Source organism: Streptomyces sp. NPDC002958 (assembly GCF_055563255.1).
In genome coordinates this window covers 58,494-83,308 of record NZ_JBVHDS010000021.1, presented here as the reverse complement: position 1 = coordinate 83,308, position 24,815 = coordinate 58,494, and the positions used below count along the sequence as shown (strand labels likewise).

Genomic DNA, 24,815 nt, shown 5'->3' with positions numbered 1-24,815 from the left:
CGCCTCCGCAAAATCAGCAGCCAACGGCCCCACGGACCAACCATCACCAGCAATGTGATGCATCACCATCAACACCACATGCTCATCCACACCCAACTCGAACAAGAACCCCCGCACCGGCAACTCACCCGACAGATCAAAACCCCGCCGAGCCGCAGCCGACAACTCCCCCGCCAACTCCCCCTCCGACACCGAACACACCACCCACTCAGGAGAAACAGACCCCGCATCCAACACCACCTGATACGGACCCTCACCATCCTCCGCAACCACCGTCCTCAACACCTCATGACGCACCACCACATCACCCAACGCCCCGAACAACGCCCCACGATCCAACCGCCCCGACAACCGCAACGCCATCGGCACGTTGTACGCCGCACCCGGACCGTCCAACCGATGCAAGAACCACAACCGACGCTGCGCGAACGACAACGGCAACCGACCCGGCCGCACCACCCCACGCAACGCCACACCCGAAGAACCCACCGAACCCAACAACCCCGCGAGACCGGAAACCGTCGGGGCCTGGAACACGTCGCGGACCGACAGTTCGGCCCCCAGGACGCTGCGTATGCGGCTCAACAGCCGCGTGGCGGTCAGGGAGTGTCCGCCCAGGAGGAAGAACTCGTCGTCGATACCGACCGAGTCCACGCCGAGCACATCGGCGAACAGCCCGCACAGGATCTCCTCCTGCGGGGTGCGCGGTCCGCGTCCGGTGCCGGTGCCGGTGCCGGTGCCGATGGTGCGCACAACCGTCAGTGCGGCCCGGTCCAGCTTGCCGTTGCGGGTCAGCGGCAGATCGTCCACGAGCACGACGGTGGAGGGCAACAGGTGGGCCGGGACCCGCTCGGCCAGCGAATCGCGCAGCTGTACCGGGTCGAGCGCGACGCCGCCTTCGGCCACGACCAGCGCGACCAGCCGCTGCTCGTCGGTGGTCACGGCGCAGCGGGCCACGCCGGGCTCGTCGCCCAGGTATGCCTCCACCTCGGCCGGTTCGATGCGGAATCCGCGTACCTTCACCTGGTCGTCGGCCCGGCCCAGAAACTCGAGCTCACCGTCGGGGCGCCATCGCACCAGGTCGCCGGTGCGGTACATCCGTTGGCCGGACGCGGCGGCGACGAACCTCTCGGCGGTGAGGGCCTGGTTGCCGAGGTAGCCGCGGGCCAGTGCGGGCCCCGAGACGTACAGCTCACCGGTGGTCCCGGTCGGCACCGGGCGCAGCGCGAAATCCAGCACGTGCACGACGGATCCGTCGATCGGGCGACCGATCGGCGGGATCCCCGCGTCGGGGGCCAGCGGCTCGGACATGGTCGCGCAGACGGTGCACTCCGTCGGTCCGTAGGCGTTCACCATGCGGCGGCCCGATGCCCAGCGGCGGACGACCTCGGGGGTGCAGGCGTCGCCGGCGACGGTGATCATGGTGTCTGCGGGTACGGCGTCGTCCGGCAGGACGGAGAGCACGGCGGGCGGCAGGGTGACGTGGGTGATCTTGCTGTCCGCGAGAAGGGTGGCGAGCCCGGGGCCCGGCAACAGCCGGTCGGCGGGGGCGAGGACCGCCGTTCCTCCGGCGAGCAGCGCGATCATCAGCTCCGAGACCGAGGCGTCGAAGGTGGGCGAAGCGAACTGCAATACCTTGCTGTCCTCGTTCACCGCGAACCGCTCGATCTGACCTGCGGCAAGTGCGGGCAGTCCCGCGTGGGTGACGACCACGGCCTTGGGACGGCCTGTCGACCCGGAGGTGTGGACGGCGTAGGCGGGGTGGGCGGCGTGCAGCGGGGCGGTGCGCTCCTCGTCCCGTACGTCGTCCGCCGCCGACGCGGCAAGGCTTTCGAGGGTGGCCGGGTCGTCGAGCAGGAGGCGCGGCACGCCTCGTTCCTCGAAGCCGGCGTCCAGGGAGGTGACGACGAGCACCGGACCGGTGTCGTCGAGCACCAGCTCGATACGCTCCGCCGGGTGGGCGAGGTCGACCGGCACCAGGGCCGCGCCCGCCTTGGCGACGGCCAGCATCACGACGGGCAGTTCCAGCGAGCGGGGCAGGGCCACGGCGACGAAGCGCTCGGGGCCGGCGCCCCGGGCGATCAGCAAGCGGGCCATCCGATTGGCGCGCTCGTTCAGTTCGGCCGCGGTCAGGACGATGCCCTCGAACTCCACGGCGGGGCGGTCCGGTTCAAGGGCGGCTCGTCGCTCGAACACGTTGTGCCACAGGCCGTACCGCTCGGCGGCCCGGCCGCGGCTGCCCACGCCGTCGGCCAGTGCGGCCTCGTCGGCGGTGAGCAGCCCGGCGCGGGCGACGGGCAGCCGCGGATCGCCGCTGATCGTGCGCAGAATGCCGGTGAACCGCTCCGCCACCGCCGCGAGGCCCCGGTCGTCGAACAGGTGTGGGTCGCAGTCGAGCCGCAGCCTGAGGACATCGTCGGGGAGCACGGCGAGGGCGAGCGGGAAGTGGGTGGAGTCGTAGCCGTCGGTGCCCAGCACCTCGAGTCCGGGCTCGACCTCGATGACCTCGTCGCCTGCGGGGTAGTTCTCGACCACCAGGGCGGTGTCGAAGAGTTCGCCGTGACCGGCGATCCGCTGGATCTCCGCGAGCCCGACGTGTTCGTGCGCCAGCAGAGCGGAACGCTCCGCCTGCACCCGCACCACCAGATCCCCCAGCCCCTCCGCCGGATCCACCCGCACCCGCAACGGCACCGTGTTGATGAACAGCCCCACCATCGACTCGGCACCGTCCAACTCGGCGGGACGGCCCGAGACCGTCACCCCGAACACCACATCACCACGCCCCACCAGACCACCCAGCAACACCGCCCACGCCGCCTGCACCACCGCACCGACCGTCACCCCCCACTCCCGCGCGAACCCCGTCACCGCCGCGGACGTCACCGGGTCGACTGCGCTCTCCAGGCGGCGGGGCGCCTCGGCCGCGCTGTCCGTGTGCGCGGCGAGCAGGGTCGGCCCCGGCAGTCCGTCGAGCGCGGCGCGCCAGGCGCCCGCGGCGGCCTGACGGTCCCGGCCCGCGAGCCACCGCAGATGGTCACGGAACGGGCGCACCGCGGGCAGCTGTACCGGGTCGCCGACCCGGTACAGCTGGATGAGCTCCTTGAGCAGGATGGGCTGGGACCAGCCGTCCCACAGGACATGGTGGTTGGTGATGACGAGCTGGAAGCAGACGTCGTCCAGGCGCAACAGGAGGCAGCGCAGCAGCGGGCCCTGCGCGGGGTCGAAGCGGCGGACTCGGTCCTCGTCCGCGCGGCGGGCCGCCTCGGCCTGCGGGTCCCGGTGACCGCGGAGGTCCGCTTCGGCCCAGGGCAGTTCGACCTCGCGCGGGATGACCTGGACGGGAGTGCGTACGCCGTCGAAGCGGAAACTCGCCCGCAGGTTGGGGTGACGGCGCAGCAGCGCGGCCATGGCCGCGCGCAGCCGCACGGGGTCGAGGGCGCCGCGGAGTTGGAGCGTCGCCTGCGCGTTGTAGACGTCCGGTACGTCCTGATCCAGGACGTGGTGGAACAGCAGCCCCTCCTGCAGCGGCGCGAGCGGCAGGACGGCTTGCGGCGCCGGGCCGGTGGCCACCAGGTGCTCCAGCTCCCCGGGGGTGAGCGTGACATCCGCGGTGTCCACCGGGAGGGACCGCGCGGGACCGGCCGGGGCGGGGGCGGCGGGACCGTGCGCGCCGCCCCCGCCGCCTCCGTGGCCGGGGCCCTCGCCGCCGCCGTCCGGCTCGTCGCCGGTGCCGCGGGCCAGGGTCCGCAGGGCCTCGGTCCACGCCCCGGTGAGTTCGGTGACGTCCTGTTCGGTCAGCAGCTCGCCGGCGCAGGACCAGGTGGCGGTGAGCCGGGGGCCCGCGATGTCCTGCGTCGCCACCGCGTCGAGGACGAGGACGTGGCTGAGCGGCGCGGTGGGGTCGTCGTCGCCGACGCCGAGCGCCTCGGGTACGAAGCCGTCGGTGTCAGCGGGCGCGCCGACCCGGCCCAGGTAGTTGAACATGATCTGCGGTGCGGCGGCGCGGGCCAGTACGGGTGCCGTCCGCGGATTGAGGTAGCGCAGCAGTCCGTAGCCCACGCCTCCGTCGGGGACGGCCGTGACGGCTTCGACGACCCCGCGCAGCGCGGTGTGCGCCGCGTCCCGGGCGAGCGGGTCCGGGGTCGCGATGCGCAGGGGGTGGACGCTGGTGAACCAGCCGACGGTGCGGGAGAGGTCGGCGCCCTCGACGAGGTGCTCCGCACGCCCGTGTCCCTCGACGTCCACGAGGAGACCGGAGTCGTGGCGGTGGCCGCGCGCGGCACGCCGGCGTCCGACGGCGACGGCCAGCGCGGCGAGCATCAGCTGGTCGGGGCGGCCCGAGGCGAGTACGGCGCCGGACAGGTCCCCGGGCAGCACGACCGCGGTGCGTCGGACGGTGGCCGCCAGGTCGAGTTCCGGGTCCAGCGGCCGGGCGCCGAGCAGCGGGTCCGGGCCCTCCAGGGCGGCCTTCCACAGCGGGAGTTCGGTGCGCCGGGACGCGGCCTGTTCGGTCAGGCGGTGTGTCCAGGTCCGCAGGGAGGTGGCCACCCGGGGCAGCCTGGGCCGCTCGCCCCCGGCGCGGGCCCGGCACGCCGTGGCCAGGTCGGAGATCAGGATCCGCCAGGAGACTCCGTCGACGGCGAGGTGGTGCACGGCCAGGACGAGCAGGCCCTGCTCCTCGTCCCCTCGGTCGAGGAGGACGGCCCGCAGGACGACTCCCTTGGCCGGGGAGAGCTGCGCCGTGGCGCGTGCGGTCAGTGACCGTACGTCCTCGGCCTCGCCGTCCGGCGTACCGGCGTCGACGCATTCCAGTACCGACTCCGCACGGACCGCGCCGCGGTCGCGTACCGCGGGCACCCAGCCGGCCTCGTCGGACTCCAGGATCAGCCGCAGCGCGTCGTGGTGGTCGACGAGGTCCTGGAGCGCCTCGGTCAGATGACGCCGCCGGGTGCCTGCGGGCAGGCGGACAGCGACGGTCTGGGCGTGGCCGTCCACCGGCACTCCGGACTCGGCGAGCCGGACCATGATCGGTGTCAGTGGGATCTCGCCCACGCCGTCGTCGTTCGGCTCGGGCTCGGGCCCGGCGGGCTGCCCGGCGGCGCCGGCGAGCGCGGCCACGGTGCGGTGGTCGAAGACGTCCCTGGTGGTCAGGGAGAGTCCGGCGCGCCGTGCCCGGCCCACGAGTTGCATGGACAGGATGCTGTCGCCGCCCAGGCCGAAGAAGTCGTCCTCGACGCCCACTTCCGAGACGCCGAGCACCTCGGCGAACAGTGTCCGGAGCAGGGCCTCCTGCTCGTCGAGGGGTGCGCGGGTGCCGGTGGGCGCGGTCTGCTCGGGGGCGGGCAGCGCCTTGCGGTCGAGCTTGCCGCTGCTGGTCAGCGGCAGTTCGGGCAGCACGACGACCGTGGAGGGAACCAGGTGTTCGGGCAGCAGCCCTGCCAGGTACTGCCTCAGGTCGTGCTCGTCGGGGCCCGTCAGTACGGCGTAGCCGACCAGGCGCCGGTCCTTGGGCCGGTCCTCACGCACCACGACCGCCGCGGCGGATACCGCCGGGTGGGTCTCGAGCGCGGTCTCCACCTCGCGGGGCTCGATGCGGAATCCGCGGAGCTTCACCTGCTGGTCGGCCCGGCCGGCGAACTCCAGCCTTCCGTCGGGTCGCCGCCTGGCCAGATCGCCGGTGCGGTACAGCCGGTCTCCGGCGGCGCCGAACGGGTCGGCGACGAAGCGCTCGGCCGTGAGATCGGGCCTGTTCAGGTATCCGCGGGCCAGCTGCGGCCCGGCGATGTAGAGCTCCCCCACGACGCCGGGGGCGACGGGTCGCAGGGCGGTGTCGAGCAGGTGGACGCGGGTGTTGAGCAAGGGCCGGCCCAGGTGGGGAGCCGTGCCGCTCGCGACCGTGGCGCCCGTGGCGTCCACGGTGCACTCGGTGGGGCCGTACAGGTTCCATGCGGTGGCACGCGATGCGGCGAGTGTCTCCCAGGCGGCGGATCCGACCGCCTCGCCGCCGAGCGCGACCACGGCCGGGTGGTGTCCGCCGCCCAGGAAGCCCGCGTCCACGAGCCGGTCGAAGTAGGTCGGGGTGACTTGTACGTAGTCCAGTCGGAACTCGTCGACGTGGGCGACCACGGCGTACGGATCGAGCCGGGTCACCTCGTCCAGGACATGCAGCTCGTGTCCGGCGACCATCCACAGCAGCGGGTTCCACGCGGCGTCGAACGTGGCCGGGCCGAGGTGGCCGACCCGCAGGGCCCGCTTGCGTCCCGTGGCGAACAGGGCTTCGCTGTGTGCCGCGAACAGGTTGGCGAGGGCGGAGTGGGGAACGACGACCCCCTTGGGCGCACCGGTCGAGCCGGAGGTGTACACGACGTAGGCCGGGTGCTCGGGCCGGACCCCGCGCTCGCCCGGGTCGTCCGCGCCGCGGTCCGCGAGGGCGCGCACGGTCCGCGGGTCGTCCAGCACGATCGTCGCGGCGCCGTCGACTTCGCCTCCGGGCACGCCGGCGGCGGTGGTGACGACGGCGGACGGGGCGACCTCGCGCAGGATGTGTGCGGTGCGCTCGGCGGGCTGGGCGGGATCGATCGGGACGTACGCGGCACCGGACTTGAGTACCGCCAGGATCGTGGTGATCCACTCCTCGGTACGGGGCAGCAGCACGGCGACGTACCGCTCGGGGCCGGCGCCCGCCTCAATGAGTGCGTGGGCAAGGCGGTTGGCCCGCTCGTCCAGCTCGGCGAAGGTCAGCGGTCCCCGGCCCGTGACCAGGGCCACGGAGCGGGGCGTGCGGGAGACGGTGCTCTTGAAGAGGTCGGCAACGGTGCCGCTCGGAGCCTCGCCCGCCGTGCCGTTACGCTCCACGGTCTGCCGCCTTTCGTTCGTTGCGGGAAGTTCTGCCTCTGCCACGGGGGTCTGTGGTGCGGCCGCGGTCGACCGGACGAGCCCGGCCAGCCGGGCGGCGATCGCCCGTGCCTCGTCGGGGCCGAAGGCGCCGGACGGATAACGCAGTTGGAAGCGCAGGCGGGCGCCAGGCGCCACGGTCACGGTCACGGGGTAGTGGCCGGCGTTGCTGATCTTTGCCGGGCCCAGGCTCAGGCCGCTCTCGGCGGCGGTCTTGGTGAGCGCGTCCGCGTCCACCGGGTAGTTCTCGAAGACCGTGGTGGTGTCGAAGAGTTCACCTCGTTGGGCGATCCGCTGAATCTCCGCGAGCCCGACGTGTTCGTGCGCCAGCAGAGCGGAACGCTCCGCCTGCACCCGCACCACCAGATCCCCCAGTCCCTCCGCCGGATCCACCCGCACCCGCAACGGCACCGTGTTGATGAACAGCCCCACCATCGACTCGGCACCGTCCAACTCGGCGGGACGGCCCGAGACCGTCACCCCGAACACCACATCACCACGCCCCACCAGACCACCCAGCAACACCGCCCACGCCGCCTGCACCACCGCACCGACCGTCACCCCCCACTCCCGCGCGAACCCCGTCACCGCCGCGGTGTCCTCCTCGGACAGTTCGGCGATCGTCTGCGCGGGGTCGGCGGAGGTGTGGCCGGGCACCAGGAGAGTCGGTTCGGGCAGCCCGTCCAGGGCGGTGCGCCAGGCATTGGCGGCGGCCTGACGGTCCTGGTCCGCGAGCCACCGCAGATGGTCACGGAACGGGCGCACCGCGGGCAGCAGCTCCGGGTCACCGACCCGGTACAGCTGGAGCAGGTCGTGGAAGAGCACGGGCATCGACCAGCCGTCGAGCAGAATGTGATGCAGCGTCAGTACGAGGCGGTGCCGGTCCTCCGCCGAGCGCAGCAGCGCGAATCGCAGCAGAGGCGGCCGGCTCAGGCCGAAGCCGTGTTCGCGTTCGCTGCGGGCGGCTTCCTCCAGGACCGCCTCGTGGCCGGACGGGGCGAGGCCGGTCAGATCCGTGTACGTCCAGGGCACCGGAACGGCCCCCGGCAAGACCTGCACGGGCCGGTCGAGTCCTTCGTGGTGGAAGCCCGCCCGCAGATTCGGGTGGCGGTCCAGCAGCGCCGCGGCGGCAGCCTTGAACCGGCCGACGTCCAGCGCCCCTTCCAGGTCCACCGCGCACTGCACGACGTAGTCCTCGTCGAGGGATCCGTTGTGCACATGATGGAAGAGCAGCCCCTGCTGGAGCGGCGAGAGCGGCAGGACGTCCTCGATGTCGGGGTGCAGCGTCCGCAGGGTGGCGAGGTCGCCGGTGGTGAGGCCGGGGGCGGACACGTCCGGGGGCGCCAGTACGCCCTCGTGGGCGGAGAGTTCACGCAGGGCGGCAAACCACAGCTCCGCCAGGCGGCGGGCGGACTCGGGTGCCAGCAGGTCCCCGGCCCAGGTCCAGGTGGCGGTCAGGACCGGACCGTCCTCGCCGTCCAGGACCACCGCGTCCACGGCGACGGCGTGCGACAACGGAGTGGCCGGATCCTGCTCGTCCAGAGCGGCGCCCTCATCGGCACTGGACGTCCAGAATCCGTCCTGGGCCGCGCTGATGCGCCCGAGGTAGTTGAACCCGAAGTCGGGCCGGGCCAGTGAGGCCAGCCTGGAGCCGGCGGACGGGTTGAGGTGGCGCAGCAGTCCGTGGCCGATGCCCTGATCGGGTACGTCCCGTACCCGCTCCTTGACCGCGGTGAGGACCTCGTCCAGGTCGGGGCCGACGGGCAGCAGCAGAGGGTGGAGCGACGTGAACCAGCCGACGGTCCGCGAGAGGTCGGCGCCGGGCAGGACGGCTTCGGCCCTGCCGTGGCCCTCCACCTCGACCAGCACTCCGGGCCGCTCGCGGTCCCATCGGGAGACCGCGACGACCAGGCCGGCGAGCAGCAGTTCCTTGTGGTCGCAGCGCAGTCGGGCGGCCGCGTCCAGGACCTGTGCGGTCGCCTCGGACGGCAGGTCCAGCACGAGCCGCCGGGCCGCCGAGAGGACATCGCGGGCGGGGTCGAGGCGACGGCCGCCGACGGGTACGAGATCCGCGTCGGCCCTCCGCAGCCACGGACCGAGTTCCGCCTCGTAGGCCGATTCCGCAGCCAGTCGGTGCAGGCCCGTCGCCCAGGCGCGCAGTGATGTCGGTACGGGTGCGAGCTGCGCCCTGCGTCCCTCGCGCACGGCCTGCCAGGCCTCGGCGAGGTCGGGCAGCAGAATGCGCCAGGACACCGCGTCCACGGCGATGTGGTGGGCCACGAGCAGCAGCCGGCCGGGCTCGGCGCCGCGGTCGAGCCAGACGGCCTGGAACACCTCGCCGCGCGCGGGGGCGAGCCGGGCGCGGGCTGCGGCGGCCTCCCGCGTGATGAGGTCGCGCAGCACGGTGCCCTGCGCGCCGGAGGCATCGACTCTGCGTACCTGGCGCCGTGCGTCGATCGCGCCGGGCGCCAACACTGCCAGCTGCCACTGCGGGGATGTCGTCAGGGACAGGCGCAGTGCGTCGTGATGGGCCAGGAGCGCCGCGACGGCGTCGGTGAGCTCGTCGAGTTCCAGGGCAGGGGGCACGGGGACGGCGATGGACTGGTGGAACGTGGTGGTAGGGCCGCCCAGTTCGCGCCACCGGTGCATGACGGGCGTGAGCGGTACATCGCCGATGTCCGGGCCGTCGGCGGTGGCCGACGGTGCGGGCACGAGGGCGGCGAGGCCGGCCGGGGTGGGATTCTCGAACAGGTCCCGGGTGCTGAGGGCGAGTCCGGCCCTGCGTGCCGCGTTGACCAGCTGGATGGACAGGATGCTGTCGCCGCCGAGGTCGAAGAAGCCGTCGTCGGCGCCGACGGGGCCGGTGGACAGCACCTGGCCGAACAGGTCGCACAGCAGCTTTTCCCGGGCGTCGCGAGGTGCGCGCCCGCGCAGTCGGTCCGGCTCGGGGCGCGGCAGTGCGCGCCGGTCGACCTTGTCGTTCACGTTCAGCGGCAGCGCGTCCAGCAGCATGCACGCCGAGGGCAGCAGATACGCGGGCAGCCGCTGCGCGAGCCAGGTCCGCAGCTCCTCGGCGTCGGCGCTCCGCCCCTGTTCGGGGACCGCGTACGCCACCAGGCGCCGGTCTCCCGGCGTGTCCTCCCGCACCACGGCCACGCTCTGCGCCACGGCGGGGTGTGCGGCGAGCGCGGTCTCGACCTCTCCCAGCTCGATCCGGAAGCCGCGCAGTTTCACCAGGTCGTCGGTGCGGCCGAGGAATTCGATCGCGCCGTTCCTGTTCCAGCGCACGCGGTCGCCCGTGCGGTACATCCGCGTCCCCGACGCGGCGGGCTTCCCGCCCGGCGCGGTGTTCCCGCCCGGCCCGGTGTTCCCACCCGGCGCGGTGTTCCCGCCCGGCGCGGGGAAGGGACAGGCGACGAAGCGTTCGGCGGAGAGCGCGGCGCGGTGGTGGTAGCCGCGGGCCAGACCGCCGGCGATGTACAGCTCGCCCGCGACTCCGGGCGGGACCGGGCGCAGCCGCTCGTCCAGGACGTACAGCCGCTTGCCGTCGAAGGGCCGGCCGATCGGCACGGGGCCGGGGCCCCGCTGCTCCGCGCAGTCCCAGATCGCGGCACCGACGGTGGCTTCGGTGGGTCCGTAGCCGTTGAGTATCCGGCGCCCCGGCAGCCAGCGGCGCACCAGGCCGGGCGGCAGCACATCGCCGTTGAGGGTCAGGGTCACGCCCTCGGGCAGGCTGTTGTCCGGCAGGTTCGCGACGACGGCGGGCTGCACCGCGACATGGGTCACCCCCGCGTCGCGTACGAAGTCGGCGAGGTCCTGTCCCAGGGGCGTGTCCTGGGGCGCGAGCACCAGCGTCGCGCCGGAGAGCAGTGCGCAGAAGGAGTCCCACAGCGAGGTGTCGAAGCTGGTGGACACCAGCTGGAGGACCCTGCTGCCGGCGCCGAGGCCGAGCACCGATCTCTGGAGCGCGGAGAGCCCCGCGATGCCGGTGTGCGGGGTGACGACGCCCTTGGGTACGCCGGTCGACCCCGAGGTGTAGATGACGTAGGCCGCGTGGGCGTGCCGGAGCGGCGCCACCCGGTCGGCGTCGGTGAGGTCGCCCGCCGGGAGGTCCCGCAGGGTCTCGGCCAGCTCGGGGCCGTCGACGAGCAGGCAGTCGGCTCCGGCCTCGCGCAGCGGCGGTGCCAGCTCCTGCCGCGTCAGGACGGGGTGCGGTCCGGCGTCGCCGAGCATGAAGCGGATGCGCTCGGCCGGGTAGGCGGGGTCGATGGGCAGGAACGCGGCCCCGGTCTTCGCCACGGCGAGCCAGGACACAACCCACTCGACCGAGCGCGGCATGGAGACGCCGACGAAGCGGTCGGGCCCCGCGCCGAGTGCGACGAGGTGGCGCGCCAGCCGGTTGGCCCGCTCGTCGAGTTCGCGGTAGGTGAGCGTCTCGCCGTCGAGGCCCTGCACCAGGGCGGGGGCTTCGGGGGACTTCGCCACCTGTGCCTCGAAGAGCGCGGGCAGGGTGTCCGGGACGGGCCCCGGGGTGCCGGCTCCCCAGTCCGACAGGATCGTGGCGCGCTCCTGCTCGCCGAGCACGTCGACCGATTCGAGGGGGGCGTCGGGTTCGGCGACCGCCGCGTCGATGACCCGGACCAGGCGTTCGGCGACGGACTGTGCGGTGGCCTCGTCGAACAGATCGGCGCGGTACTCCAGTTCACCGTGCAGCCCGCCGCCGCAGCCGGTGTTCTCGGCGAGGGTGAAGCCGAGGTCGAACTTCGCGAGCCCGGTCGGCACCTCGTGCGCGGTGACGCCCAGGCCGTCGAATCCGGCCAGCGAGTCCACGACGGCCTGGGCCGCCGCGTCGTCGAACGTCAGCATCACCTGGAACAGGGGATGCCGGGAGAGCGACCGGGCCGGGCGCAGTACCTCCACCAGTCGTTCGAACGGAAGGTCCTGGTGGGCGAGCGCCCTCAGGTTCGTCTCCCGGCCCGCGGTCAGCACGTCACGGAAGGAGGGGCCGCCGGAAAGGTCCGTGCGCAGCACGACGGTGTTGACGAAGGCACCGACCGCGCCGTGGAACGCCTCGTCCGCGCGGCCCGCGACGGGGGCGCCGACCGGAATGTCGGTGCCGCCGCCGAGCCGGGACAACAGCACGGCCACCGCGGCGTGGAGCACGACGAACGGGGTCGTGCTCGCGGAGGCGGCGAGCGCGGCCAGTCGCCGGTAGGACTCCTCGGGCACGGCGAAGGTCACCTTGCCGCCGCGGTCGGACACCGCGGAGGTACGCGGGCGGTCGAGCGGCAGCGCGATCTCCTCCGGCAGGTCGGCCAGTGCCTCCCGCCAGTACTCCAGCTGCCGTGACGCGACGCTGTCCGGGTCCTCTTCGGCGCCGAGCAGGGCGGCCTGCGAGAGCGTGTAGTCCGCGTACTGCGCGGCGGGGGCGGTCCAGACCGGGGCGGCGGCCCGGCGGCGTGCGGCGAAGGCGTGCGCCAGGTCGGCCAGCAGCGGAGCCACGGACCAGCCGTCACCCGCGATGTGGTGGGCGACCAGCAACAGCACGTGCTCGGTCGGGTCCAGGCGGAACAGGGCGACGCGGAAAGGGTGTTCACCGGCGAGCGTGAAGGGGCGCAGCGCCTCCTGGCGCAGTCGGCCGGAGAGCTCTTCGGCGCTCACCTCGACCGGGGTGAGCGGGAGCGGCCCGGGGGTGTGCGGTTGCACGACCTGGTAGGGTCCGTCGCCGTCCTGGGCGAACTCGGTGCGCAGGATCTCGTGCCGGGCGACGACGTCGGCCAGCGCGGCGCCGAGTACCCCGACGTCCAGCGTCCCCGTGAACCGCAGCGCCATCGGCATGTTGTAGGTGGTGCGGGAGGATTCGAGCTGGTGCAGGAACCACAGCCGGCGCTGGGCGTGCGACATCGGGATGCGGCTGGGGCGCTCGGCGGGGATGCGCGGCGCCGCCGCGACGGCCTTTGCGCGGGCGAGCACGGCGGCCAGTGCGGCGGGGGTGGGAGCGTCGAACAGGTCCCGGACGCTCAGCCGCACGCCGAGGGCGGTACGGACCCGGCCCACGAGCCGGGTGGCCATCAGTGAGTGTCCGCCCAGTTCGAAGAACCCTTCGTCGGGCCCGACGGAGTCCAGGGCGAACAGTTCCGCGAACAGGGCGCACAGCGCCTCCTCCCGGTGGCCGCGCGGTGCCCGGCCGGTGGGACGGGCCATTGCCTCAGGAGCGGGAAGCGCCGCCAGGTCGAGCTTGCCGTTGGGCGACAGCGGCAGTTCGGGCACGAGCTGGAACGCCTGCGGAACGGCGTAGCGGGGCAGCGACCGCAGGGCGTGTGCGCGCAGTTCCTCGGGGCCCGGGGCGCCTTCCTCACGTACGACGACGTAGGCGACCAGCCGGTCGTCCCGGACCGTCACGCCGGCTCTCGCCACTCCTGGGTGCTCGCCCAGGACGGCCTCGACCTCGCCGGGCTCGACGCGGAAGCCGCGTACGTTGATCTGGTTGTCGGCCCTGCCGAGGTACTCCACGAGCCCGTCGGCACGGCGGCGCACCAGGTCGCCGGTGCGGTACGCACGTGCGCCGGGCGGTCCGAACGGGCAGGCCACGAACCGCTCGGAGGTCAGGTCGGGGCGGCCCAGGTATCCACGGGTGAGTCCCTCGCCGGCCAGGTACAGCTCCCCGGGCACCCCGGCCGGCACCGGGCGCAGTGCGCTGTCCAGGATGTGGGCGCCGGTGGCGCGCACCGGCGTGCCGATCACGGGCCGGGGGGCGTCGGCGAGGTTCGCCGCCAGTGCGTCGACGGTGAACTCGGTGGGGCCGTAGAGGTTGTGTGCCTCCAGGCCCGGCACCGATCGCAGCCGGGTCCACAGCCGCTCGCCGGCGGCCTCGCCGCCGAGCAGCAGGATCGAGGGGGCGTCCGGGCCGTCGAGCAGGCCCTCTTCGAGCAGGACCTCCGCGTAGGAGGGGGTGACGTCGAGTACGTCGGCGCCGGTGGCACGGAGGTAGCGGACGACGGCTGCCGCGTCGCGCCGGGTCGCGTCGCCGAGCAGGTGCAGCTCGTGCCCGGCCAGCATCCAGATCAGGGCCTCCCACGACGTGTCGAAGGACAGCGGCGCGGTCAGTACGAAGCGCAGCGGGCGTCCGTGGGGCCGCTGGATCTGCGGCCCCGCCAATGCCTCGTGGTGCTGGGCGATGAGATTGCGTACGCCCCGGTGCTCGACCACCACTCCCTTGGGCCGGCCGGTGGAGCCCGAGGTGAAGAGCACGTAGGCGGCGTCGCCCGGCGTGAGAGGGCGGATGCGTTCGGCGTCGGTGACCGGGCCGTCCGGTCGCCGCTCGACGGCGGCCCGGGTGTCCGGGTCCTCCAGGTCCAGAGTGCTCACACCGCCGGTGTCATGGGTGCCTCCCGCCGTGAGGACGAGCACGGGGGCGGTGTCCGCGAGCAGACGCTCGATACGGGCGGGTGGAAGGTCGGGCTCCATCGGCAGGTACGCCGCACCGGACTTGAGGACCGCGAGCAGTGCCACCACCAGCTCCGCACGGCGGGGCAGCAGCAGGCCGACGACGGTGCCGGGCCCTGCGCCCAACGCGATCAGGTGACGGGCGAGACGGTTGACCCGGGCGTCCAGCACGGCGAAGGTCAACGGTGTCTCGCCCTCGGCCACCAGCGCGGTCGCGTCCGGGGTGGCAGCGGTCTGACGTTCCAGCAGCTCGCCCACGTCGAGGTCCAGCGGCGGGTGCCCGGTGTTGTCGCCCGCCGTGATGGCCCGACGGCGCTCCTGAGGGGTGAGGATGTCGAGCCGTCCGAGCGTCGGCGAGGGCGTCTTGGCGATCGCGGCAAGCACCCCGGCCACTCGTTCCACGATGGCCGCGGCCGTGGCCGGCCCGTCCGGGTCGGCGCGGCGTTCGAGCTGGAGGACGAGTTCCCCGCCCAGCAGCACCGTCAGGGTGAGGGGGTAGTGCGTGGAATCGCGGAAGTCGGTGCCGGTGATGCGTACCCCCGCCGCATCGGCCGCACAGGCCAGTTCGTTCTGCCCGGCCGGCTGGTTCTCCACCACGAGCAGGGTGTCGAACAGCTGGTCCACTCCCACCGCACGCTGTATCTCCGCGAGGCCGAGGTGCTGATGCGCCAGGAGTGCGCCCTGTTCGGCCTGCGTCCTGACCAACAGGTCGAGCAGGGACTCGCGCGGGGTCCAGGCGACCCGCAGCGGCACCGTGTTGGCGAACAGCCCGACCATGCCCTCGTGGCCCTCGATCTCGGCGGGGCGGCCCGCCACGGTGCTGCCGAACACCACGTCGCTGCGGCCGGTGAGCTGACCGAGCACCAGCGCCCAGGCTCCCTGCACCACGGATGCGACGGTCAGTCCGGCGGCGCGGGCGCGCCGCTCCAGCTGCTCGGTGGCCTGCGGCGTCAGCCGCGTCTCCGCGACCTCGGGCGGGTACTGGACACCGTCGGCACCGGGTGCGACGAGCGTGGGTTCGACGGGTCCGGCAAGGGACCGACGCCAGGCGTCGGCTGCCGCGTCCCGGTCCCTCGCACCCAACAGGCGCAGGTGCTCGCTGAAGGGCACGGACGGGGCGGGCTCCCGGGACTTTTCGCTGTCCGCGACGTACAGGTGCAGCAGTTCGCGCAGGAGGACGGGCAGGGACCACCCGTCCAGCAGCAGGTGGTGATAAGTGAGGACCAGGCGGTGGTGCGTGTCGTCCTGGGTGATCAGGCGCATCCGCAGCAGCGGGGGGACGGCCGGGTCGAACGGTGTGGTCCGGTCCACCTCGGCGGCGTGCCGCGCTGCCTCCTCGCGTTCCTGCGCGGGGAGGCCGGAGAGGTCACTGTGCTGCCACGGGACGGGAACCCCGGGCGCGCAGAACGCCGCAGGGGCGCTCAGCCCCTCGTACAGGAAGGCGGCACGCAGATTGGCATGGCGGTCCAGAAGCCTGGAGACGGCGCCGCGCATCCGGCCGGCGTCGACCGCGCCTTCCAGGTCCAGGGAGCTCTGCACCACATAGGTGTCGGGGCCGTCCAGGAGACCGAGGAACAGCAGGCCCTCCTGGAGCGGGGTCACGGGCAGGATCTCGCCCTGCCCGCGCTCCGCCAGGACCGCGGCGGCCTCCTCGTCGGACAGCGGGCTGCGCAGCTCGGCGGTGACGACCCGCTCCTCGGTGCCGCTTCCGCCGGCGGCGGCCAGGGCGAGGGCGGCGGGGGTCCGGTGCTCGAAGACATCGCGGGCGCTCAGCATGATCCCGGCCTTGCGGGCCCGTCCGACGAGGCGCAGGGCCTTGATGCTGTCTCCGCCCAGGTCCGTGAAGCCGTCCTCGGCGAAGACCGAGTCCACGCCGAGGACGGCGGCGAACATTTCGCACAGCACCGTCTCGTCCGGGCCGAGGGGTGCGCGTCCCGACCCGGTGGTGAACTCGGGTGCCGGCAGTGCGCGCCGGTCGATCTTGCCGCTGGGAGTGAGCGGGAACGTGTCGAGCACCATGACCGCGACGGGCACCGCGTAGTCGGGCAGCACGGTGGCGGCGTGCCGCTTGACGTCGGCGGGGTCGGGCATGCCCGATCCCGGGGTGACGTACCCGACCAGCCGGCCGTCGCTGTCCGTGCCGTGCACGACGGCGGCCGCCCTGCCGACTTTCTGCGCGCCGCTCAGGGCCGCCTCCACCTCGGCCAGTTCGACCCGGTTTCCGCGCAGCTTCACCTGTGAGTCGGCACGTCCCGCGTAGGCGAGACCGCCGTCCGGACGCACCCGAACGCGGTCGCCGGTGCGGTACATCCGCACGCCCGACGCACCGGCGACGAACCGCTCGGCGGTGAGATCGGGGCGGCCGAGGTAGCCGCGGGCGAGGCCCGCACCGGCCAGATAGAGCTCTCCCACCTCGTCGGGGCGTACCGGCCTGAGCTGGTCGTCGAGGACCAGGGCCGTGGTGTTGTGGATGGGCGTGCCGAGGCTGACGTCGGGGCCCGCGCAGACGGCGGCCAGGCTGTCGCCGGTGGCCTCGGACGAACCGTAGAGGTTCAGCAGCCGGGCGTCCGGAAGGACTTCGGCCACCCGGGCGGCCAGTTCGGCGGGCAGCGCCTCACCACTGCTCACCCAGAGTCCGCACGCGCGCAGCAGATGCGCCCGGTCGCTGTCGAGCAACGCCGACAGCAGGCTGGGTACGAGGCTCACCCGGCCGATGCCGTGCCGGTCGACGAGCTCGATGATGTCCTCGGCCGCCGACAGCGCGGTGTCGGAGGCGAGGACGAGCGGGGCGCCGTGCAGCAGCGCGCCGAACAGTTCGGTGGTGCCGTCGATGAAGCTCAGCGAGGTCTTGCCCAGTACGGGCCGGCCGGGTGCGAGGGGATGGGTCGTGGCGAACCAGTGGACGCGGTTGAGCGCCCCGCCGTGCAGGCCCACGACGCCCTTGGGGCGTCCGGTGGATCCGGAGGTGTGGATGACGTAGGCGGCCGATTCCGCGGTGAGGACGGGGCGTTCTGGCCCGGCCGGGTCGGCGGCGGACTCGGCCTCCAGCGCGTCCAGGACCTCGGCGTCGTCGAGCACGACCACGCGCGCGGATCCGGCCGGCAGCGCCCCGGCGAGCCGGGCGATGGTGATCACGAGCGACGGCTGTGCGTCGCCCAGCACATGCGCGGTGCGCTCGGCCGGGTAGGCCGGGTCGAGCGGCAGATAGGCGGCTCCGGCCTTGAGCACGGCGAGTACCGCCGTCACCTGCTCCGGGGAGCGCGGCAGATAGAGGCCCACCAGTGTCTCGGGGCCCGCTCCCCGGGCGCGCAGGTGGCGGGCCAGCCGGTTGGCGGCGCCGTTCAGTTCGCCTGCGGTGGTGGAGCCGGTGCCGTGGAGGAGAGCGACCGCTTCGGGCGCGCTCGCGGCCCGCTCCTCGAACGCCCCGGCGAGGCCGGTGATGCCGGGGCGCTGCGGTACGGTCTCGCCGTGCAGCGGCTCGGCCCGGGTGCCGGCGGGCTGCGCGTCGATGGAGCCCAGTCGGCGGCCGGGGTCTGCTGCGACGCGCCCGACGTAGTGGAGGAGACTGTCGCGGAATGCGGCCAGGTCGTCCTCGGTGTACCCGTCCGCGTCGGCGTGCAGATCCAGGTCGAGGCCGCCGTCACCGTCCGACCTGCCGTGCAGGTTGACGGCCAGTCCTCGCACCGGCCCGGTGGACAGCTGGTCGGTGACGGCCTCGACCTCGCCGAAGCGGATGACCTGGGCGAAGGCCATCACGTTGAGCGTCATGCCGCCGAACCCGCCGGTCCCGCCCGATCTGCCCAGTTCGCGGTGCAGGTCCTCGCCGCGATAGCGCTGGTGGCGCAGGACCGAGGCCACCGAGCGCCTCACCTGGCCCACCAGTTCGTCGAGGGTGGTCCAGCGGCTGACCGTCATGCGCAGCGGCAGCTCGTTGGCGAGCATGCCGGGCGTGGTGAGCGCCGCGCGGCCGAGCCTAGCGGTCACCGGCAGGCCGAGCACGATCTCGTCCTCGCCCGTGGTGGCTCTGCGGTGCGCCACGGCGAGCGCGATGGCCATGGCGGTCCATGGGACGCCTGCGGCCCGCGCGGCCTCGATGAGGGTGCGCGTCTGTTCATGGCTCAGGCGTCTGCGGCTGTGCAGGGCAGGCTTGGAGACGCCGAGCGACCGCGCCCGGGGTGTGGCCGGGCCCGTCATCGTCTCCAGCCAGTACTGCCGGTCGCGCTCGCGGGCGTCGGACGAGGCGTATGCGAGGTCCTGCTCGACGAGTGCCGCGAGGCTGCCCGCGGCCGACGGGGGCACGGGCGCGCCCGCGGCCAGCGCCGTGTAGATCTCGGCGATCCTCGCGGTGTGCAGGGTCTGGCCGAAGCCGTCGAGCACGGCGTGGTGGTAGCTCAGGAAGAGCCGGGACCTGTGGTGTCCGAGGAGCAGCAGCGCATGGGCGACGAGCGGTTCCTGCCCGAGCATCGCCGGAGCTGCGGCCATCCGGGCCGCCGCCCAGGCGTCGGCCGCGGCGGCCGGATCGGTGTGTTGGCCGAAGTCGACGACGGTCAGGCCGCGTTCGGACCGGGCCTCGTCCAGGGACACGATGTTCTGCGTCAGGTGGCCGTCGTGCTCTGTGAACCGCACCCGCAGTGCTTCGGCGTCGTCGACCGCGCGCGCCACGGCACGGCCGAGCAGCTCGGGATCGATGGGTCCCGCGAGTTCGAGTACGACCCCGCAGTGGAAGCCCGTGGCATCCGCGTCGAGTTCCTCGGCGACGCGGATGCCGCGCTGCGCGGCCGTTGCGGGCAGGGGGACGAAGCCCGTGCGGCGAGTGTTCACAGTCCATGCTCCAGGTCGGCGTCGGCGGGCCCTCAGGACGTGGCGGCCCGGGCCTCGGTGAGATATGCGGCGAGTTCGTCGATGCTGGGGTGGTCCCAGACGACGGTGGGGTCGACCTCGACCCCCAGGTGGTCCTCTATGGCGGCGGCGAGCGTCAGCCCGGAGATGGACTCCAGGCCGTACTCGCCGAACCGGGCCGACCGGTCGATGGTTTCCGGTGCTCTGCCCAGGAGCACGGCAACCTCGGCGGCGAGCCAGTCCTGCAGCTCGGCCCGGACCGGCGCGGCCTGCTGTTCGGTGGGACCCGGCATGGTGATCTCCTTCTGTGGGTTGGGGTCACGGCCTCGCCGCCAGGCGCCCGTCGGGCAGGAGTTGTGCGGTGAGGTCGAAGGAACGGCCGGCCTGGAACCGGTCGAGCAGCTCGGCGTACAGCGCGTCCACGGCCGCCGCGGGCAGCGGGCCGGACCTGCCCCGCAGACGTCCGTGGAGACGGGTCAGCAGGGCCTGCGGCCAGATGGGGTCGTCGGGCAGTCCGCCGCCGCCGATGTTGTGGCGCCAGATGCCCAGGGTGGACGCGGCCGCGAGCACGTGTCCGGTACGGGTCACCAGGCGCGAGGCATCGGCGGCCGCCATGACCGTGACGTCCGCGGGCCCGAGGCCGCGGCAGTCTCGCGCCAGTGCGGCGTGCTCGGCGAGGAACTGTTCGCCGAGGGCGGCGGCGGGGCCGCTGAGCCGGGAGACGGATTCGGTCAGCGAACCGCTCAGGTGGTCGCGTCCGCCGGCGGAGAGCCTCAGCCGGTCGAACTCCAGCGGCCCGAGGCCGGCGGCGAGGTCGAAGAGTCCGTCCGGTGCGTCGGCCGCCTGCGGCGCCGACCAGGAGCGCCGGGCGAGCACCGGGAGCTGGGGAAGTACGGCCGATTCGCAGGCGCCGCGCGCGGCGTGGCCGAAGCCGACCAGGCGTACGTCGCGCAGCAGCTTCTGGAAGATCGCCGCAGGACCGGTCCGCAGGTAGAAGTGGGCGCCGAGCAGTTCGGACAGGGTGCTCATGGCGTCGAGCAGTACCGCTGACCCGAAGTGCTTGAACACGGAGGACAGCACGCTCGCTTCGCCGGGAAGCACGTGCACGGCCCTGATCGCGGCGGCGCCGAAGCACTCGACGAGCAGCAGGTCGGCGAAGACACCGGCGAGCGCGGAGCGCAGATGGGGCAGCTCGGTCGCCGTGGCTCCGTAGAGCTTTCTCGTGGTCAGGTGGTTCAGCGCCACCCGGAGTCCGGTCTCCACCGGTCCGCACATCACGGCGGGCAAAATGGTCCTGGTGATCTGGAAGGAGCGCATCGCGGTCTCCAGACCGTCGCCGGCGCGTCCGAGGATGCTGTGCGGCGGCAGCGGACAGTCATCGAACTCGATGCCGTGCAGCTGCACCCCACGCATGCCCGAGCTGGGGTAGCGGGGCAGATCGCGCAGCAGGTTCCCATCGAGCGTGCGCTTGTCCAGCAGGACCTGGGAATGGCTGCGGCTGCCGGGCCGCTCGTCGGTGCGGGCGAAGACGACGAGACCCTGGGCGCGGCGCACATTGGTGACGACTTCCTTGCGTCCGCGCAGTACGGGAGTCCCGTCCACGTCGACGACGGCACACTCCACGCCCGCCATGTCATTGCCGTGGGCGAGCTCGTGGTAGGCCGCGGCGATCCGGTGGTTGCCGAGCAGCAGTGCGGCGGCGGTACGACGCTGCTCCTCGTCACCGGCGAGCCAGACGTTGACCGAGGAGATGAACGAGCTCATGCCGTAGCCGAGCCCGAGGGAAGGATCCCGTCGGTAGAGGGCGCGCAGGGCGGCGACGACATCGTCGAGCCGGGACAGCCGGCCGCCCAGTTCCACGGGGACGAACTCCGCGTTGAACCCGTACTCGTCCAGGGCCCGCTCGCCCTCGGCGCACATCTCCCCGCGCTCGTCCGCCCGTAGCAGCGCGGCGAATCCCACCGGGTTGGTCTCGTCGAAGGGGTCCCCGAGGTGGCGTTCCAGCGCGCCGATGCGGGAGTGGTCGGTGGTCATGAGGCCTCCAGGCCGCAGAGCAACGAGAATTCCTCTTCGGCCCGACCTGCGGCGAGCAGCTCGTCGCAGAGCAGGTCGCGGGCGTCGGGTCCGGCGGGCGGTTCGAGGCCGAGCCGGGTGAGTACGACGGTCAGACAGGCGCGCACCCACAGGGCGTCGCGCCACCAACGCGCCCCGGGTGCCGGCTCGTTGTTCAGCCACAGGGCCAGGCAGGACGCGCCCGCGAAGCAGAGTTCGTAACGCTGGGCGAGGTCGAACGCCTCGGCGGACGCGAATCCGGGGGCCTCGTGCCGTGAGGCGATCTCCTTGTGCAGCCGTTCCGACTCCTCGGCCAGGAGGCGGGCGCCGACGGCGATGTCCTCGTGGCCCCGCTGCGCGGCCAGTTCGGCCGCTTCCGGCAGTGACTGGACGACAGTGCACCCGCCGGCGCTGATCAGTGAGAGCCGTGCCGGATCCAGCGGTGGCTGTTCGGCGCCGATCCTGGCCGCGGCCAGCATCCCCGGCTCGTCGCGGGCTCCCCTGGCGTGGGCGCGGGCGAGCAGCGGGAACGCGGTGATCAGCGCGTGCCGGTTGACGGCCGTACTGCCGTCGAAGACGGCCACGATCCGGTGGTCGCGGTCGAGTTTGGCGAACGCGCCGTGCTCCAGGACGGTGGTCAGGAAGCCGCGCACGCCGAGGAGGTCGGCCAGGGCGTCCACCGCGCGCTGCACCGTCGTCGGTACGAACGCCTTGGTGACGGCGGAGATGATGCCGAGCTCACCGGTCATCGTCTGGGCCGCGCGGCCGGCCAGTACGGCGACCGCCTCGGCGAGCAGCACCGCCGCCGCGGCGTCACCCAGGATCCGGCGGACTCGGGGCAGGTCGGCGAGTTGTTGCCCGTACAGGGGGCGGTCGTCGAGGAAGCGCACGGCCAGCGACAGCGCGTGGTCCGCCGCGCCGAGTGAGAGGGAGGTGGCGAAGATCCTGGTGAGCTGCAGCGATTTGAGTACGACCTCGAAACCGGAGCCGTCCGGCCCGACGAGCGCCGAGCCGGGTACCCGTGCGCCGGTGAGGGCGATGCCGCTGATGTCCGCTCCGCGGATCCCGTGCGTGGCTTCCTTGGGCAGCGCGTGATACGCGTCGGTGGGCAGGGTGTCCTTGTCCACCAGGACGAAGCCGAAGCCGCGCGGGCCGCCCTCGGGCCGGGTGCGGGCCAGCACACAGGCGAACCGGGCCCGGGTGGCATTGTTGATCAGCCATTTCTCGCCGTCGAGTTCGAGGCCGTCGGCTACGGGCCGCGCGGCAAGGCGGCCGGCGAGAAGGTCGCTGCCGCTGCCGGCCTCGGTCAGCCCCCAGCACACCTCGGCACCGGAGCGGATCTCGTGGGCGAGCCGTTCGGCCTGCTCCTCGTCACCCGCGACCCAGACGGGCATGGCGCCGAGGAATGTCTTGCCGTGGGCGATGGCGACGGTGAGGTCGCGGCGGGCGACGGTCCGTAGTACGGCCATCAGACCGTCCAGGCCGTGCAGCAGGCCGCCGTGGCGCTTGGGAACGTAGTGCGCGCCCATGCCCGCGTCGGTGAGCAGCCCGTGGGCGGCCTCGGGAAACTCCTCCGCCTCGTCCAGTCGGGCGAGTTCGGCGGGGTCGAAGGCACCGCCCGGACCGGCGGCCCGGTTCAGCAGGTCGTCGAGCCGGGCCGCACCGAGCCCGGTACCGGGGCCGCTCACGCCGTGCGCCCCTGCCCGGCGAGCCCGGCGAACCGTGGGTCGAACTCCGCGAAGAGCGGTTCGACGCCGCCGGAGAGGAACAGCTCCCGCATGGCCGCACGCTGGATCTTGCCGCTCGTGGTGCGCCGGACTCCGGCCCTGCGGACCAGCAGCACTCCGGCGGCACGTACCCCGAACTCGCTGGAGACCGTGTCACGCATGGTGCGTACGAGCGCCTGAGCCCTGTCCGGGGAAGGGCGTCCACGCACTTCCTGGAGCACGATGAGCGCGTCGTCGCTCAGTCCGTCACCGTTCTCCACCGGCACGGTGAAGACCGCGCCCGGCAACCCGTCCAGTTCCGCGTGCCGGTCGCGCAGGGCGTGTTCGACGTCCTGCGGGTGCAGATTGCGCCCGCTGATGATCATCAGGTCCTTGCGACGCCCGGTGATGTACAGCTCTCCGTCCAGGAAGCCGCCCAGGTCGCCGGTGCGCAGGAACGGTCCGTCACCGTCCTCGGTGTGTGCGTGGAATGTCTCGGCGGTCGCCCGGGAGTTGCCCCAGTAGCCGCGGGCGACGCTCTCGCCGCGCAGCCAGATCTCCCCGACGGACCCCGCGGGCAGCTCCGTACGGGTGTCGGGGTCGACGATCCGCGCCTCCACATCGCGCACCGGGCCGTTGCTGGGCATCGGGCGCCCGGGGGTGCCTCCCGTCACCCGCCGCAGTTCCCCGCGCTCCAGCAGCACCGGGTCGAGATCGGCGACGACCTGTACGCGCCCGGGTGAGCCGGAGACGAAGACGGTGCTCTCGGCGAGGCCGTAACACGCGCCGAACGCCTCGGGCTTGAGCCCTGCGGCGGCGAAGCGGCCGGTGAACCTGCGCATGGTCGACACCTGTACCGGCTCGGCGCCGCTGAGCGCGTAGCGCCATCGGGACAGGTCGAGGGCGGCCAGCTGCTCGTCGGTGACCTTCACGGTGCACAGCTCGTAGGCGAAGTTCGGTGCGGCGGAGAACGCCAGGTCGTAGCTGTCGACGAGCTTCAGCCACTGGAAGGGCCGCTTCACGAACGTCACAGCCGACATCAGGACCGCCGTGCTGCCCGTGGCCAGCGGCGCGAGTGTCTGCAGGATGAGGCCCAGGTCGTGGTAGAGCGGCGCCCAGCCGCCCGTCCTGACCGGCTCATCGGCGCCGAGGGCGTCGACGAACGCCGCGATGTCGTGCAGCAGGTTGCCGTGGGTCACCTCGACGCCCTTGGGCTCGCTCGTGGAGCCCGAGGTGTACTGGAGCATCGCCGTCGTCGACCGGTCGGCCGGCGCGAGCGGCACGGGGTCGCCCTCGCTGTCGTCGAAGGTGTCGCCGGCCAGGACGCGCAGGCCGGGCAGCTCGCAGGCGTCGACCCACTCCTGGACCGCCGCCAGGTTCGCGGTGTCCGTGAGCACCACGGAGATCCCGGCATCGGAGACGATCGAGGTGACCCGCTTGCGATCCTGCTGGTAGCTGCCCGGCATCGGGGCCACCACCGCGAGCATGCCCGCGTACAGACAGCCGGCGAAGGCCGCGACGCACTCAATGCCCTGCGGGTACAGCAGCAGCACCCGGTCGCCCTGCCGGGCCGCTGTGCGCAGGACCGTGGCGATGTCCCCGGCCCGTCGGTCGAGCTGTGCGTAACTGAGGGTGTCCGCGTCGCCCGTCTGCGGATCGCGCACGAACACCACGGCGTCCTGGTCCGCACGGTCGCGCGCGTGCTCGCGCAGGAGGGCGCCCAACGAGGCTGCCTGCCTGAGGTTCTCGATCATCTCGTAGCCCACTGAATGCCTCTCCGTACCGGTGGCCGTCCGTCGGGGTTCCACACAGCGCCGCGGCGGGTTCTTCGGATCTGTCGCGTGATGAGAAACGTCATGAGAAATGTCGTGAGAAACG

General features: G+C 73.0%; 5 protein-coding genes. All 5 read right to left on the bottom strand.

The genetic code is table 11. From position 1 onward, the window contains the following. Positions 1 to 19,161, bottom strand: a 19,161-nt coding sequence (locus ACZ3IC_RS27090) for an amino acid adenylation domain-containing protein (RefSeq protein WP_467420167.1), incomplete at its 3' end; no start/stop codon positions are given. A 32-nt stretch (positions 19,162 to 19,193) separates the two neighbouring features. Then, on the bottom strand, positions 19,194 to 19,472 hold the full coding sequence (locus tag ACZ3IC_RS27085; RefSeq protein ID WP_467420166.1) for an acyl carrier protein: 279 nt from the start codon (positions 19,470 to 19,472) through the stop codon (positions 19,194 to 19,196). Between the two features lie 25 nt (positions 19,473 to 19,497). Then, positions 19,498 to 21,213, bottom strand: a complete 1,716-nt coding sequence (locus ACZ3IC_RS27080; protein ID WP_467420163.1) for an acyl-CoA dehydrogenase — start codon at positions 21,211 to 21,213, stop codon at positions 19,498 to 19,500. Next, positions 21,210 to 22,919: an acyl-CoA dehydrogenase family protein gene (locus tag ACZ3IC_RS27075; protein WP_467420161.1), complete on the bottom strand. Its 1,710-nt coding sequence runs from the start codon at positions 22,917 to 22,919 to the stop codon at positions 21,210 to 21,212. The genes ACZ3IC_RS27080 and ACZ3IC_RS27075 overlap by 4 nt, the downstream gene beginning before the upstream one ends. Continuing rightward, on the bottom strand, positions 22,916 to 24,703 hold the full coding sequence (locus tag ACZ3IC_RS27070; RefSeq protein WP_467420159.1) for a fatty acyl-AMP ligase: 1,788 nt from the start codon (positions 24,701 to 24,703) through the stop codon (positions 22,916 to 22,918). Before ACZ3IC_RS27070 ends, ACZ3IC_RS27075 begins: the two co-directional genes overlap by 4 nt. Positions 24,704 to 24,815: the final 112 nt, after the last annotated feature.

Excerpts from the sequence above, each read along its gene's own strand:
- ACZ3IC_RS27085 (WP_467420166.1), bottom strand. The coding sequence starts at position 19,472 with ATGCCGGGTCCCACCGAACAGCAGGCCGCGCCGGTCCGGGCCGAGCTG.
- ACZ3IC_RS27080 (WP_467420163.1), bottom strand. The coding sequence starts at position 21,213 with ATGACCACCGACCACTCCCGCATCGGCGCGCTGGAACGCCACCTCGGG.